The organism is Streptomyces sp. HUAS YS2 (assembly GCF_033343995.1).
Classification (GTDB): domain Bacteria; phylum Actinomycetota; class Actinomycetes; order Streptomycetales; family Streptomycetaceae; genus Streptomyces; species Streptomyces solicathayae.
Window position 1 is genome coordinate 1,523,609 of sequence record NZ_CP137573.1, and the last position, 14,944, is coordinate 1,538,552.

10 protein-coding genes are annotated in these 14,944 nt (G+C 73.5%); all 10 read right to left on the reverse strand.

From position 1 onward, the window contains the following. Positions 1 to 4 precede the first annotated feature (4 nt). On the reverse strand, positions 5 to 2,842 hold the full coding sequence (locus R2D22_RS07110; RefSeq protein WP_318102000.1) for a TIR-like protein FxsC: 2,838 nt from the start codon (positions 2,840 to 2,842) through the stop codon (positions 5 to 7). Further along, positions 2,835 to 3,809, reverse strand: a complete 975-nt coding sequence (locus tag R2D22_RS07115) for an AAA family ATPase (protein WP_318102001.1) — start codon at positions 3,807 to 3,809, stop codon at positions 2,835 to 2,837. The genes R2D22_RS07110 and R2D22_RS07115 overlap by 8 nt, the downstream gene beginning before the upstream one ends. Then, positions 3,806 to 5,851: a vWA-MoxR associated conflict system protein gene (locus tag R2D22_RS07120; RefSeq protein WP_318102002.1), complete on the reverse strand. Its 2,046-nt coding sequence runs from the start codon at positions 5,849 to 5,851 to the stop codon at positions 3,806 to 3,808. The genes R2D22_RS07115 and R2D22_RS07120 overlap by 4 nt, the downstream gene beginning before the upstream one ends. Positions 5,852 to 5,919: 68 nt before the next feature. Beyond that, entirely contained in the window at positions 5,920 to 6,882 is a 963-nt protein-coding gene (locus R2D22_RS07125) for a hypothetical protein (RefSeq protein WP_318102004.1), read from the reverse strand. A gap of 184 nt (positions 6,883 to 7,066) precedes the next feature. Further along, positions 7,067 to 8,488: an amidase gene (locus R2D22_RS07130; protein WP_318102005.1), complete on the reverse strand. Its 1,422-nt coding sequence runs from the start codon at positions 8,486 to 8,488 to the stop codon at positions 7,067 to 7,069. Positions 8,489 to 8,521: 33 nt separating this feature from the next. Next, the gene (locus tag R2D22_RS07135; RefSeq protein ID WP_318102006.1) at positions 8,522 to 10,051 is read right to left on the reverse strand and encodes an NCS1 family nucleobase:cation symporter-1; all 1,530 of its coding nucleotides are present in this window, start codon (positions 10,049 to 10,051) and stop codon (positions 8,522 to 8,524) included. Positions 10,052 to 10,156: 105 nt separating this feature from the next. Continuing rightward, entirely contained in the window at positions 10,157 to 11,158 is a 1,002-nt protein-coding gene (locus R2D22_RS07140; RefSeq protein WP_318102007.1) for a TIGR03842 family LLM class F420-dependent oxidoreductase, read from the reverse strand. Positions 11,159 to 11,179: 21 nt separating this feature from the next. Then, positions 11,180 to 12,583, reverse strand: a complete 1,404-nt coding sequence (gene hydA / locus R2D22_RS07145; RefSeq protein WP_318102008.1) for a dihydropyrimidinase — start codon at positions 12,581 to 12,583, stop codon at positions 11,180 to 11,182. A gap of 3 nt (positions 12,584 to 12,586) precedes the next feature. After that, positions 12,587 to 13,882 (reverse strand): aspartate aminotransferase family protein, encoded by a 1,296-nt coding sequence (locus R2D22_RS07150; protein WP_318102009.1) that lies wholly within the window; start codon positions 13,880 to 13,882, stop codon positions 12,587 to 12,589. Next, positions 13,879 to 14,721 carry a nitrilase-related carbon-nitrogen hydrolase gene (locus tag R2D22_RS07155; protein WP_318102010.1) on the reverse strand — a complete coding sequence of 281 codons (843 nt, stop codon included), beginning with the start codon at positions 14,719 to 14,721 and terminating at the stop codon, positions 13,879 to 13,881. The genes R2D22_RS07150 and R2D22_RS07155 overlap by 4 nt, the downstream gene beginning before the upstream one ends. Positions 14,722 to 14,944 lie beyond the last annotated feature (223 nt).

Here is a 14,944-nt window from a genome sequence, read left to right on the forward strand (position 1 = left end):
CCAGCTAAGCACGACCGCGCGGGTCCACGGCCGTCTCCCCCGAGTGCGCCGCCCTCGCCTCGGCCACGCTGCCGGCGAGCCGCGGTCCGAGCTCCTCCAGACTCTGCGGCTCACCGTCCCCGCGGGAGCCCGCGGCGTACGGCATGACCTCCTGGAACAGTTCGCGCAGTTCGGGGCGGGCGGCGCGGCACTGCTCGTCGCGCCCGTTGCTCGGCACCACCACGCGCACCCAGGGGCAAGCTCCGGCGTCCAGGTCGGCGAGCCTGCGCCGCCATGTCGGGTCGCCGAGGAGCCACGGGTCGAGGAGCAGCACGACCGGGTCCGGTGGCGGCTCGTCGGCGGACAACCAGGCCTCGGACTCCTCCCAGGCCCCGACCGACGCCTCCAGGTTCAGCGAGCGCACCAGGGACGCGGCGACCTCGCCGAGCGGGCGGCGGGAGTCGGGGTGGTACGGGTTCCAGCTCAGCGCGTCCTCCCCGTAGGGGTCGGGGGTGCGGCCGGGCGGGAGTTCGTGCCGCGAGGGCGCGGCGACGACGACGCGGACCCGCTCGGACCGGGCGCCGAAGCCGCCGAAGGCGCTGGGCGAGGCCCGGTAGTCGACCGGGGAGCCCGGCGGGAACGCGCTCTCGTGCGCCACGGCGACGATGCGCTTGGCGAGTTCGTACACCGCGCGTTCGTACTGCTCGGTGTGCGAGCGCGACCTGATCAGTCCGTAGAGTCCGTCGCGGGCGTACTCCTCACCGAACTCGCGGCCCGGCTGTCCCAGTCGCCTGGCCACCGCTGGCATCTGGGAGTCGGGGACCGGAACCCACAGGGCCGGCACGACGGCCTCGACCGCACGGTCCCGCTTCGCCTGCTCGTAGATCGTCCGCTGGCCGAAGGCGTACCACTCACGTCCGCAGGTCTCGCTGGCGAAGTAGCGCGGCGAGTAGAGCGGAACGAAGACGTGGCAGGTGGCCAGCACTTCCCCGAGCCGTTCCGACCAGCCCGCACCGGCCCGGATCTCCCGGTCCATAAAACCGGCCGGGGCTCCGGCCGGGAGGTCCGTCATGGCCATCACGTGGCCGGCCAGGTCGCGGAACAGCCGCTCGACCCACAGGTCGGGGTCGGGTCCGCCACCCGAGACGCGTGGACTGTGCGCGTAGCTCAGGAAGAAGTACGGAGCGGGGGTGTCCGTGCGGCCCCGGGGTGCGACGTACGGGTACGGGTCCTCCGGTCCGTGGTCTTCCCGGTGATGCTTCGTCGTCGTCATCCGCAGCGCCGCCTGCGCCCGCGTCCAGGCCGCCGTGACCGTGGGGGTCTCCTCGGTCTCCGGCCGTACCTCGGCGATCGGCGGGCCCCCGGGGTCGATCTCCGCCTCGCCCCCGGGGGCCGGGGTCACGGCCGTGAAGCGGGAGCGCGCGTGCGGGTTCGCGTCGACGAACCGGGTGATCGCGTCGCGGACCCGCCGCGCGTCCCGCGCGCCGAGCCGGCCCTCGAGCCGCTCGCGGACGCCGGCGCGGAACCGGAGCACGGGGTTGCCGTGGTCCTCCTCGCCGCGGTCGACGGAGACGAGCCCGCCGACGACGACCTCCGCCATGTCGGCCGGGGTGGCCTCGGGGACCAGTTCCTGGCGGACCAGGTGCAGCAGGGCGACGCTGAGTTCGGCGTACGAGGAGCAGAGCGCGGCCAGCCGGACCGCCGTGGTGGAGGCCCGGTGCAGGAAGGACTCGACCAGCTTCTCGCCGTCGAGTTCGGCGTCCTGGAGGATGCCGGGCCGTTCCATCAGGCCGGGCTGCGGCACCAGGACCGCCGCGCAGCCCTCGGGCGCGCCGCGCATCAGGGTGCGGGCCCAGCGGTCCACGGAGCGCGGGGTGAGGGAGACGACGGGCACCGGGACCCAGGGGTCGCGGGCGGTCTCGGCCGCGTACAGCAGCTCTTCGAGCAGCGGAGGCTCGGTGTACGGCAGGCGGACGTTGGCCGCGCCGGGCCGCGGTGGCGGGGCGGTGCGGACGGCCGGCAGGTCGAGGCCGGAGTGCCGCCAGATGGCCGGCGGCAGCGGGTTGACGAGGACGGTCGGGACCGAGCGGGCCCAGCGGTGGATGCGGTCCCAGAGCCGGCTGTCGCCGGTCGCGGTGGCGACGCAGTCGGAGACGACGAGGACCAGGCGGCGGGAGGGCGGCTGCGGTAACGCGGGGGCGGGTGGAGGTTCGGGCAGTCGCTCCGGCTCGGGCTCCGGCTCCCAGGTGTTGATCTCCTGGACCCGCAGGGTGCGGAACACGCCGGTGCTGGCGAGCAGCCGGAGCAGTTCGCCGGTGGTGTCGGCCCAGACGGCCATGGTGGGCGAGCGGTCGAGGACGACCGTCAGGTCGAACCAGCGCTCGGGGGTGGGGCCGAAGACGGGCAGCAGTTCGCCGCTGCGGGCGAAGTCGGCGACGGTGCCGACGATGTCGAGCTGTTCCCGCCGCCCTCTGCGCCAGGGACGGCGCAACGGCCGCAGGGCGGTGGCGAGTTCGCGGGCGCGGGGCAGTGCGGCGGCGCGCGGCAGGGAGACCTTGCGGCCGGTGAGCGCGCGACCGGCCGGGGAGGCGGTGGGCTCGTACACGGGCTGTCGTGGCCGGTCCCGGCCCGGCCCGGCCTCGCGCGGGTCGACGGCGGGCCGTTCGTCGCCGGCCTCGGCGCGGCCCGCCGGGCGTGCGGTCTCCTCCGGCTCGTCCGGCCCCGACCGGGCGGCGAGCCAGAGGAGTTCGGCCACCGAGACGCCGTCGAGCCCGCGGCCGAGCGCGTGGAGCGCTCCGGCGACGGAGTCCAGCTCCGCCGGGCCGGGACGGGCGGCGTCCGGTGGCCCGCCCGGGTCAGGCACCGGAGAGGTCCTTCATCAGGAGCGCGATCAGCCGTTCGCGCTCGCCCCGGCCGCGCACCTTGGCCGCGCTCTGGGCGTCGGCGCCGTGGAGCAGGTGCAGGGTGCCGAGGAGCTGGTCGACGGCCACGCTCTCGCCCGCGGCCACACGTCGTACGAATTCGTTCACGAGCTCCGCCTCGGGTCCGTTCTCGGTCATCTCCAACTGAAGATGCCCACGCACCACTTCACGTATCAGGGCGGCCGTCGGTTTCGGCATCGTGTAGCGCACGCAGCGGCGCAGAAAGGGCGCGGGCAGTTCCTGCTCGCCGTTGCTGGTCATGACGATGAACGGGAACTCGGTGCACTGGACGTGGCCGCGCTCGACCCGGTACTTGTCGGCGCTGTCCCACATCCGCAGCTCGGCCACGTCCTGCCCCTCGCGGAGCAGTTCGGGGATGCGGAACTCGCCGCGCTCCAGGACCTCCAGGAGGTCGCCGGGCAGGTCGAGGTCGGACTTGTCGATCTCGTCGACGAGCAGGGCGCGCGGCCGCTCGGAGGGCAGCAGCGCGGTGCCCAGCGGCCCGAGGCCGATGAAGGCCGCGATGTCGTCGCCGTCCCCGGTGTCGGCTCCGGCCCGGGCCTTCTCCTGCTGGAGCCGGTGGGCGTGGATGCGGCCGAGGGCGTCGTACCGGTAGAGCGCGTCGGCGAGCGTGGCGCGGGAGGTGATGTGCCAGCGCAGCACGGGGCCGAGTGCGAGTTCGGCGGCGACCTGTTCGACGACGGTCGACTTGCCGGAGCCGGGGGTGCCGGTGATCAGCAGCGGGCGACGCAGTGCCAGGGCCGCGTTGACTGCCTCGACCAGGCCCTCGGGTGGCCGGAAGACGCTGGCGACGGGGCGGTTGGGGAAGGTGCGCCAGGGCGGCGGGGCGGGCAGCCGGGTGTCGGGCCGGCTCGTACCGTCGCCCCGGTAGTACGCGTTCCAGGTCATGGCATCCCTTCGGGAGCGGTGTCGTCTCTGCGGGCGGGCGGCGGCCCGTTCCGGAAGGCTCCGCAGAAGCGGAGCCAGTCCGGGTCGTCCCAGACGGCCCGGAGGTCGGCGAGGTCGTCGTCGGCCTCCCGGTCGGCCCAGCGGTCCCGGTAGGCGTACGCGAGCGCGGCGGGCATGGCCCACCACTTGCGGTCGAGGCAGCGGTGGCCGTCCTCGGCGCAGCCGGGGTCGGATCCGGCTCCGTCGTGGGGCCAGAGGAGGACGGGGGTGTAGGCGAGGAGCATGTCGAGCAGGTGTGCGTCGGCGCCGGGGTGGTGGAGCAGGCCGAGCCCCCGGCGGTAGCGGCCGGTGCGGAGCTTGGCGCGCAGCACCTGTGCCTCGGCGACGTCGTCGCGGCCGAGCCAGTCGACGGGGGCGCGCCGGTCCTCGTCCAGCGGGTCGGACAGCACGTCCCAGCGCTCGCCGACGACCCGTTCGATGCTGCGCAGCACCGCGTCGGGGGTCAGGCGGCGGCTCCAGTGGAGTCTCACCTCGTAGCGGATACCCAGAAGCGCGGCGACTCCAGCCTCTTCGGGCCGCCAGTCCAGGAGCAGTCCGGCGGGCAGGGCGACGTCGACGCGTTCCAGCGGCAGGTCGAGCACGGCGCGGTGGTCCTCCGCCCAGGCGACGGCCTCCTCGATGGCGTACTCGGCGCCGGTCCGGTCGGCACCGGGGCAGGGGAAGCGTTCGTGGTGGAGCATCTCGCCGTCACGCAGCAGCCAGGCGTCGAGCTCCTCGGGCCAGTCGTCGGCCAGGGCGGCGTGCAGGCTGACGACGAGAGCGAGCCGCTGGTCCCGGACGCGGCGGGCGGCGTACGCGACGGCGGCGTTGAGTTCGGCGGTGGCGCCGCCGCGGGCGCCCCAGGCGTGCAGTTCGGGGGCGTCGGGGGGCCGGCCGCAGGCCCGGCCGAGGAGGGCGACGAACTTCGTCAGGCCGGGTTTCCAGTCGTCGTCGCCGGAGGGGTGGTTGAAGACGAGCTCGTCGACGATGTCGACGTCGGTGCGGAGCCGGTCCCCGGACGGCAGCCGGCCTTCGGCGGCGAGCAGGGTGTGCAGGGCGTGGCGCATGCGGGCGGTGGTGAGGTCGGCGTCGAGCCAGCTGCGGAGGAAGACGACCGTGCGGGCGGCGACGGCGAGCGCGTCGAGGACGGCGACGGCCCGGGCGCGGTCGGGGCCGCCGGGGCGGGCGAGCAGGTCCTTGCGGGCGGCGGCGAGTTCCGCGCCGTCGCCGGACGGGTCGGGGACGGGCAGGCCGGGGTCGACGGCCCGGAGGGCGGCGGCCAGTTCGTCGAGGGCGAGCCGGCCGCAGAGCGCGCCGGGGGCCCGCCGGGCGCGTGGGTTGCGGGCGATCCAGACGGGAGCCCGGGCGGGTCCGGAGCCGTCGTAGACGAAGGTGGTGACGTCCTGTCCTGGCAGGGTGCCGTCGAGGGCCTGGGCGGCGTCGCCGACGTGGAGGACGGGGCCGTCGGTGCCGTCCGGGCCGCGGGCGATCAGGTCGGCGAGCCCGCGGGTGAAGGACAGGCCGGTGGCGGGCTGGGTGACGGCGGAGGCCATCAGCACCGCGAGCCGGGTACGCCCGTTGCGGGTGCCGCCGGTCAGCTCGTGGACGGCCGGCACCGCGCCGCCCGCGTGGCAGGTGTCGACGAGGGCGACCACGCCGGGTACGCGCGGGTCGTCGGCGGCCTCCGTCAGGAGTTCCCCGACGCCCACCGAGCCCGTCCGGACATCCTCGACGGACTCCTCCGTCATGAGGTGGAGGGCGCTGCTGCGGCCGGGTACGAAGCCGTGCCCGAGAAGGGCGAGGACGAGCACGGCGCGCCGCGCGCCGGCGTGCCGGACGGCGTCGGCGACGGCGGCCCGTACGTCGGCGCTGCGGATCCCGTCGCCGGCGATCAGCGCGGCCCGCCCGTCGGGCAGGCCGGGGTCGCAGCCGCCGAGTTCGGGGTCGGTGAGCACCTCGTACAGTCCGGCGGCGGCCTCCTCCAGGAGGTCGAGGCGCTCCATCCCCCGACACTGCGGCGCGATCACCAGCACGTGGCGCCGGGCCTCGGGGCCGCCGCCCGCGCGGACCCTCATCCGAGGCCCGCGGTGCCGATCAGCGCCTCCGCGACGGGCCCGGCGACGGCGGCCTGGGCCAGGTACTTGGTCGCGTTGTGCACCCACAGGCCGTCGGAGTCGATGCGGGCGCTGACTGGCCGGACGCCGGACGCGCCGGGGGCGAGGTCGCGTTCGAGGTGGGGGCGTACGGCGATGACGTCGTCGCGGTCCCAGAAGTTGAGCCAGCGGAGGGTGCCGTCGGGGACGGCGGGCGGCTGCGGGCGGAGCCGGGGCAGGACCACGCCGCGCATCGCGATCGGGGATCCGAGGGTGACGAACAGCCGGACGTCGGCGCGGAGTTCGTGCAGGCACTCCAGGGCGACGACGGTCCCGAGGGAGTGCGCGACGACGACGGCGGGGCCGTCGCCGACCGCCTCGGCGACCCGGGCGCGGATCCGCGCGTCGAGGGTGACGCCGGCCGCGTCGGGCTCGGTGCGGGCGAGATAGCGGGAGACCTGACCGAGATGACGAACCATCAGTTTCGGGGTGATCCACTCCCCCGCGCCGTCCCACGGGCGCAGCGACAGCAGCGTGGTGACCACGTTGAGCACCCGGCGCGCCAGGTCCGGTACGCCCTGCTGCTGACCGGTCGGCGCGGCCTCGGCGCGGGCGTGGGCGAGGATGCGCAGCTCCTCCGGATCCGCGCCGTCGCCCATCGCCAACTCGTTCGCCTCGTCGACCAGTTCGGTGACGAGGGCGGCGAGGAGTTCGGCTTCGGCGGGCGTGTCGTCGGCGCCCTGCGCCTGGGGCCGGCCGAACAGGTCCGCGTACGAGGCGAACGCGGCGTGCTCGCCGGGCGCCGCCTCCAGGGACCGGGCGAGCGCGGAGTGTCCGGCGGCCCGCATCCCGGCGGCGAGCGCGATGGTCCATCCGTCGAGTTCGGCAGCCGGGTCCCGCGGCCCACCGATTCCGTGCACGAACACCAGCCGTGGAGCCATCCCCCGCCTCCCCCGCATCAGGACTGTCCCTCCGGCAGGTTAACCGCCGGGAAGCGATGCCGTCACGCGTACCGACTCGACTACGACCAGGCCGAGTTCACGGGGCGATGCCCCGCGCGCGGCGCCGGGCCGGGGCCCGGATCCCGCGGGCGTACCGCGGCCGGTTCGAGGCCGTCCCGGCCCGTCAGCGCGCCTCCGTCGGCCCCGCCGGCCCGGGCGGCCGGTGCTCGAACCACCTCAGGTCGTCCTCGAGTTGCGCGGCGAGCGAGATGAGCAGCGGCTCGCTGCCCGCCGGGCCGAGCAGCTGCGCGCCGACCGGCAGCCCGTCGGCCGTGAAGCCGGCCGGGACGTTGACACCCGGCCAGCCGAGCACGTTCCACGGCCAGGCGTACGGGCAGGCGGAGGCGATCGCGAGATCGGTGCGCCAGCCGGGCATCGCGTCGAAGGTCCCGATCCGCGGCGGCGGCACGGCGGTCGTCGGGGCGAGGAGAACGTCGTACGTGTCGAAGATCGCGCCGATCCTGCGGTGCTGGCTCGCCTCGCGGGAGCGGGCGGCACGCAGGATCCGGCCGCCGAGCCGGTGGCCGGTGCGGGCGGCCTCCCGGGTGCGCGGGTCGAGCACCCCGGGCTCGGGGTGCCGATCGGCGTACTCGGCGATGCCCGCGGTGGCCCGGGGCAGGAAGCTCAGTCCGATCAGGCCGTACCGGGGCCGGGCCTCGTCGACGGTGTGGCCGAGCCGGGCGAGCGTGTCCCCGAGGTCCGCGACGGCCCGCCGGACGCCGGGGTGCAGCGGGTTGGCGGTGGCGGTGAACGGCGGGCGCCAGGCGAGCGCGATGCGCAGCCGGCCGGGGTCGCGGCCCACGGCGGCGGAGGCGTCCACGGGCGCGGGCCGGTGCCGCTCGCCGGGGTGCGCTCCGGCGACCGCGTCGAGCAGCAGGGCCGCGTCGGCGACGGTGCGGGCGAGCGGGCCGTTGACGGTGAGGCCGTGGAAGCAGTCGTTGTAGGGGTGGACGGAGACCCGGCCGCGCTGCGGCTTGATCCCGACGAGGTGGGTCCAGGCGGCCGGGATGCGGATGGACCCGGCGCCGTCGGAGCCGAGCGCCGCGGGCACGAGCCCGGCGGCGACGGCCGCGGCCGAGCCGCCGGAGGAGCCGCCGGGCGTGTGGTCGGGGTTCCACGGGTTGCGGGTGGCGCCGAAGGCGTGGCCCTCGGTGAACGGCCACTGCCCGAGCTCGCAGGAGTTGGTCTTGCCGACGATCACCGCCCCGGCGGCGCGCAGCCGTCGCACGGCCTCGCCGTCGCGGTCCGCCGGGGGGATGTCCCCTGCGCAGCCGAAGGCGGTGGGCAGCCCGGCGACGTCGGTGTCGTCCTTGACCGCGACCGGAACGCCGAGCAGCGGCGCCCGCTCCCCCTTCGCGAGCCGCGCGTCGGCCTCTGCCGCCTCGGCGAGGGCGGCCTCGGGCCGCAGCACGCGGAAGGCGTTGAGGGTGGGCTGTGCGGCCTCGATCCGGTCGAGCGCGGCCTGCACGAGGGCGGTCGAGGTGACCGTGCCATCGGCCAACTGCCGTGCCTGTGCGGTCAGTCCGGTGTACTCGACCGTGGTCACGGCAGCCCCCTCGTCCATGCGACTGCCGGAACCCTACTGGAGCGTAACCTCGTTGTCAGCCCTTGCCTTCGCCCGCATGAGCAGCGTGTACAGCGCCAGCGCCGCCGCGAGCCCGACTGCCCAGCCGTAGTCGGCGAGGGGCTTCAGGAACGGGATCATCCCGTCCTCCGGGAACGGCCCCTTCCCCGGCGCCGAGTGCGAACCGCCCACGGCGAGCACGCCGCCGACCAGGAAGGCGAGCACCGCCGCCGGGTTCCAGCCTCCGGAGTACCAGTACCGTCCGCCCGGCCGGTACAGGTCGGCCAGGTCGAGGACCGTGCGGCGGACGAGCCAGTAGTCCGCGATGAGGATGCCGGCGACGGTGCCGAGCAGCCCGCCGACCAGACCGAGCCAGGTGAAGATGTACAGCTCGGGCGTCTCGGTCAGCTTCCACGGCATGATCAGCACACCGACCACGCCCGTGATCAGCGCGCCGGTACGGAAGTCGACGAACCGTGGGGCGAGGTTGGCGAGGTCGTACGCGGGCGAGACCACGTTCGCCGCGATGTTCACCGAGATCGTCGCGACGAGCACCGTCACCAGCGCGAACAGCAGCCCGAACACGTTGTCGGTCTTCGCCGCCAGCGCCACCGGGTCCCAGACGGGTGCGCCGTACACCGCCTGCGAGCCGGAGGTCACGAGCACGGAGAGCAGGGCGAACAGCGTCATGGTGGTGGGCAGTCCGAGGGTCTGGCCCCACACCTGCGCGCGCTGCCCGGCGCCGAAGCGGGTGAAGTCGGGGATGTTGAGCGAGAGCGTCGACCAGAACGCGATCATGCCCATCAGGGACGGGAAGAACACCGTCCAGAACTCCGCGCCCCAGCCCAGCTTCGACGGCTGGTCGAGGAGCGGCCCGAGACCGCCGGCCTCGGCGGCGATCCAGATCAGCAGCACCAGCGCGCCGACGATGACGAACGGCGCGGCCCAGTTCTCGAAGCGTCGCAGCGCCTCCATCCCCCGGTAGATGATGGCGAGCTCGAGCGCCCAGAAGAGCACGAAGCAGAGCCACAGCGTCCAGGGCTGGCCACCGACGGCGCTCGCGTCGGCCCAGCCGCCGAAGATCTTGCCGAGCAGCACGAAGATGCCCTGGCCGCCGATCCAGGTCTGGATGCCGAACCAGGCGCAGGCCACCCCGGCCCGGATCAGCGCGGGCAGGTTGGCCCCGCGCAGCCCGAAGGAGGCGCGGGCGAGGACCGGGAAGGGGATGCCGTACTTGGGTCCGGCGTGCCCCGTCAGCAGCATCGGCAGCAGCACGATGACATTGGCGAGGGCGATGGTGAGGACCGCCTGCTTCCAGTCCATGCCGAGCGCGACGAGCCCGGAGGCGAGCAGCCAGGACGGGATGTTGTGGGCCATGCCGACCCACAGCGCGGCGAAGTTGTACGTGGTCCAGCGGCGGCGGTCGACGGGGACGGGGAGCAGGTCCTCGTTGACGAACGGCCCGTCGGCCGGGGCCGTGCCGGGCGGAAGCTCGACACGGCCGTCGATTGTCGCGGATCTTCCCACGGGCGTGGTTGCGGTCATGGCGGCGGAGAACCCTTCGTTCGGGGACGGAACGAGGCCGTGCGGGGCGCGGGGGGTTCGTACGGGCGCGCGGGTGGGTGCGATGGCGGGACGGGTGCGTGCGGGTCAGGAGTTGATCGCGGGGATGATCTCGTCGCCGTACGCGTCGATCGTCGACTCCTTGGCGTCGTGCATGGCGTACACGGCGAACTGGTCGACGCCCAGCGTCTTCAGATGGCGCAGCTTCTCGATGTGCGCCTCCGCAGGGCCCAGCAGGCAGAAGCGCTCCACGATCTCGTCGGGGACGAAGTCGGTGGACGGGTTCCCGGCCCTTCCGTGGTGGCTGTAGTCGTAGCCGTGCCGGTCCTTGATGTACGTGGTGAGTTCGTCCGGGACCATGGACGAGTGCTCGCCGTACTTGGCGACCAGGTCGGCGACGTGGTTGCCGACCATGCCGCCGAACCAGCGGCACTGGTCGCGGGCGTGCCCCAGGTCGTCGCCGACGTAGGCGGGGGCGGCGACGCAGATCGTGAGGGCGTCGGGGTCGCGGCCGGCGTCCGTGGCCGCCTGCCGGACCGCCTTGACCATCCACTCGGTGAGGAACGGGTCGGCGAGCTGGAGGATGAAGCCGTCCGCCTTCTGCCCGGCGAGGGCGAGGGCCTTCGGCCCGTACGCCGCCATCCAGACGGGCAGCTTCCCCCCGCCCACCCACGGGATGCGGACCGGATTGCCGTCGACGAGCGCCTCGCGGCCCTCGGCGAGGTCGCGGATGACGTCGATGGCCTCGCCCAGCCGGGCCAGGGTGTTGGGCTTGCGGCCGGCCACCCGCATCGCGGAGTCGCCGCGGCCGATGCCGCAGACGGTCCGGTTGCCGTACATGTCGTTGAGGGTGGCGAAGGTGGAGGCGGTGACCTCCCAGGTCCGCGTCCCCGGGTTGGTCACCATCGGGCCGACGTGCAGCTTGGTGGTGTGCTCCAGGATCCGGCTGTAGATGACGAAGGGTTCCTGCCAGAGCACGGCGGAGTCGAAGGTCCAGCCGTAGCGGAAGCCGTTGCGCTCCGCGCGACGCATCAGTCCGACGACCTCGGAGGCGGGCGGGTCGGTCTGCAGGACGAGTCCGAAGTCCACGTGGGGACCTCCTGGTTCGGTTCAGTTCAGGTACTGGCAGGTGGCTCGCGGGGTGAACGCGCCGTGTCCGGCGCGGCCGGTGAACTCCCGCTGGTCGATGACGGGTTCGCCGCGGGAGAGGACGGTCTCCACCCGGCCGGTGACGGTCCGGCCCTCGTACGCGGAGTAGTCGACGTTCATGTGGTGGGTCGCGGCCGAGAGCGTCTGGCGGGCGTGCGGGTCGTAGATGACGACGTCGGCGTCGGCGCCGGGCGCGATCGTGCCCTTCTTGGGGTACAGGCCGAACATCCGGGCCGGGGTCGCGCAGGCGATCTCGATCCAGCGGCGGCGGCTGATGTGCCCGTCGACGACGGCCTGGTGGAGCAGGTCCATGCGGTTCTCGACGCCCGGCAGCCCGTTGGGGATCTTCGAGAAGTCGCCGCGGCCGAGGTCCTTCTGCCCGACGAAGCAGAACGGGCAGTGGTCGGTGGAGACCACTTGGAGGTCGTTGGTGCGCAGCCCCCGCCAGAGCGCCGCCTGGTGCTCGCGCGGACGCAGCGGGGTCGAGCACACGTACTTGGCCCCCTCGAAGCCCGGCTCGGCCAGGTTGTCGGTGGAGAGGAAGAGGTACTGCGGGCAGGTCTCACCGAAGACGGGCAGCCCCTTGTCGCGCGCGGCGGCCAGTTCCTGGACGGCCTCGTCGGCGGAGACGTGCACGACGTACAGGGGCGCGCCGGCGACCCGGGCGAGCTGGATGGCACGGTGCGTGGCCTCGGCCTCGAGCAGGACCTTGCGGACCTCGCCGTGGTACCGGGGGTCGGTCTCGCCGCGGGCCAGGGCCTGTTCGACGAGGACGTCGATGGCGATGCCGTTCTCCGCGTGCATCATGATCAGCCCGCCGTTGACGGCGGAGCGCTGCATGGCGCGCAGGATCTGCCCGTCGTCGCTGTAGAAGACGCCGGGGTAGGCCATGAACAGCTTGAAGGACGTGATGCCCTCGCCGACGAGGTGGTCCATCTCCTTGAGCGTGGACTCGTTGACGTCGGAGAGGATCATGTGGAAGCCGTAGTCGATGGCGCAGTTGCCGTCGGCCTTGGCGTACCAGGCGTCGAGTCCCTCGCGCAGCGAGTGGCCGACGGTCTGGACGGCGAAGTCCACGATGGTGGTGGTGCCGCCCCAGGCGGCGGCCCGGGTCCCGGTCTCGAAGGTGTCGGAGGCGAAGGTGCCGCCGAACGGCAGCTCCATGTGGGTGTGGGCGTCGACGCCGCCCGGGATGACGTACCGGTCGGTGGCATCGATGATCTTCTCGGCGGTCCAGCCGGCGGCGATGTCCGAGCCGTGCGCGGCGAGGGCGGCGATCCGGCCGTCCTCGATGAGGACGTCGGCGTGGAGTTCGTCTGCGGCCGTGATCACCAGGCCGCCGCGGACGAGGGTACGGGTGCTCACGGGTCAGGCTCCCTTGTTCCGGGCGGCGCGCAGGGCCTGTTGCAGGATCGCCGCGCCCTCCTCGGCCTCGGCGGCGGTGAGGGAGAGCGGCGGGGCGATGCGCAGGGCGGTGGTGTGGTGGCCGCCGCCCTTGCCGATGAGCAGGCCGGCCTCGCGGGCCGCCTCCAGGACGGCCGAGGCGGCCTCCGGGTTCGGCCGGTCGGTGCCGGGCCGGGTCAGCTCGATGCCGATCATGAGGCCGCGGCCGCGTACCTCGCGGACGCAGTCGACGTCCGCGGCGGCGGCGCGCAGCCGCTCGATGAGCAGACGGCCGACCCGGCGCGCGTTGCTCTGGAGGTCGTGCTCCTGGAGGTACGCGAGGTTGGCGAGGCCGGCGGCCATGGTGACGGGCGAACCGCCGAAGGTCGAGATGGAGTTGGCGTCGAGACAGTTCATGATCTCGGCGCGGCCGACGACGCCGCCGACGGACATGCCGTTGCCGATGCCCTTGGCGAAGGTGAGCAGGTCCGGCGGGCCGGCCTCGCCGTGGGCCTGCCAGCCCCAGAAGTGGTCGCCGGTGCGGCCCCAGCCGGTCTGCACCTCGTCGGAGATCCACAGGATGCCGTGCCGGTCGAGTACCCGGCGGAAGGCGGCGTACATGCCGTCCGGCGGGGAGGTGAAGCCGCCGACGCCCTGGATCGGCTCGGCGATCAGGGCGGCCACGTCGCGGGTGTGCCCGAGCAGGTCCTCCAGGTCGGCGACGCAGGCGTCGATGAACCGCTCGTCGGTGTACTGCGCGAAGGGGCCGCGGGTGCGGACGCCGCCGTGCACGTACAGGGTCTGCAGCGGGGAGAGGCCGGTCGGGGACCAGGCGCGGTTGCCGGTGATGCCGACGGTGGAGAAGGAGCGCCCGTGGTAGCTGTTGCGCATCGCCAGGATCTGGTTCGACCCGCGGTACGCGGTGGCCAGGAGCAGGGCCGTGTCGTTGGCCTCGGTGCCCGAGGTGGTGAAGAAGACCCGGGCGTCGGGGATCCCGGACAGGTCCGCGATCCGCTCGGCCAGCTCCACCATCGGGCGGTTGAGGTAGAGCGTGGAGGAGTGGATGATCCGCCCGGCCTGTTCCGCGACGGCCTTGGCGACCTCGGGCAGGGCGTGGGCGGTCATCGTGGTGAGGATGCCGCCGAAGAAGTCGAGGTAGCGGTTGCCGTCGGCGTCCCAGACGTACCGGCCCTCGCCGTGGGTGATCTCGATGGGGTCCTGGTAGTAGAGCGCGACCCAGTCGGGGATGACTGCCTTGTGCCGGTCGTGGAGACTGTTCACGGCTGCACCAGACCGTCGTAGGCGTCGGGACGGCGGTCGCGGTAGAACGCCCACTGCTGCCGGACCTCGTCGATGAGGTCGAAGTCGAGGTCCCGGACGAGGAGTTCCTCCGCCTTGTCGGAGGCGGTCTCGCCGACGAACTGCCCGCGGGGGTCGACGAAGTAGCTGGTGCCGTAGAAGTCGTTGTCGCCGTACTCCTCCTGGCCGACGCGGTTGATCGCGGCGACGAAGTACTCGTTGGCGACGGCGGCGGCGGGCTGCTCCAGCTGCCAGAGATAGGCGGACAGGCCGCGCGAGGTGGCAGACGGGTTGTACACCAACTGGGCTCCGCCTAGGCCGAGTTGACGCCACCCCTCGGGGAAGTGGCGGTCGTAGCAGATGTACACGCCGACCTTGCCGACGGCGGTGTCGAAGACCGGCCAGCCGGCGTTGCCCGGGCGGAAGTAGTACTTCTCCCAGAAGCCCTTGACCTGCGGGATGTGGTGCTTGCGGTACTTGCCGAGGTAGGTGCCGTCGGCGTCGATCACGGCGGCGGTGTTGTAGTAGAAGCCGGCGCCCTCGATCTCGAAGACGGGGACGACGATCACCATGCCGGTCTCGCGGGCGAGCGACTGCATCCGGGTCACGGTCGGGCCGTCGGGGACGGGCTCGGCCCACCGGTAGTGCTCGGGCTCCTGGACCTGGCAGAAGTACGGGGCGTTGAACACCTCCTGGAATCCGATCACCTTCGCCCCTTGGCGGGCGGCCTCGCGGGCGTGTTCCTCGTGCTTGGCGATCATGGATTCGGTGTCGCCGGTCCAGGTCGCCTGGACGAGCGCGGCGCGTACGACGTGGGACATGAGCTGCTCCTTCGGCGCGGCGTCAGAGAGCCTCTACGCACGTAGACGCGGTGCGTAGGAGGAGAACGTAAGCCCCGTCACATCCCGGAGCAAGACCACAGCCGTGAACCGGTGGAGTCGATCATGTTTCATACCCGAGTGGTCCACGTCCGACACGTACCGACACGTCCTGACACACCACCCCTGTCGAGTGTTCGAATGCTCGGCGGGTGCGGGAGCGGTG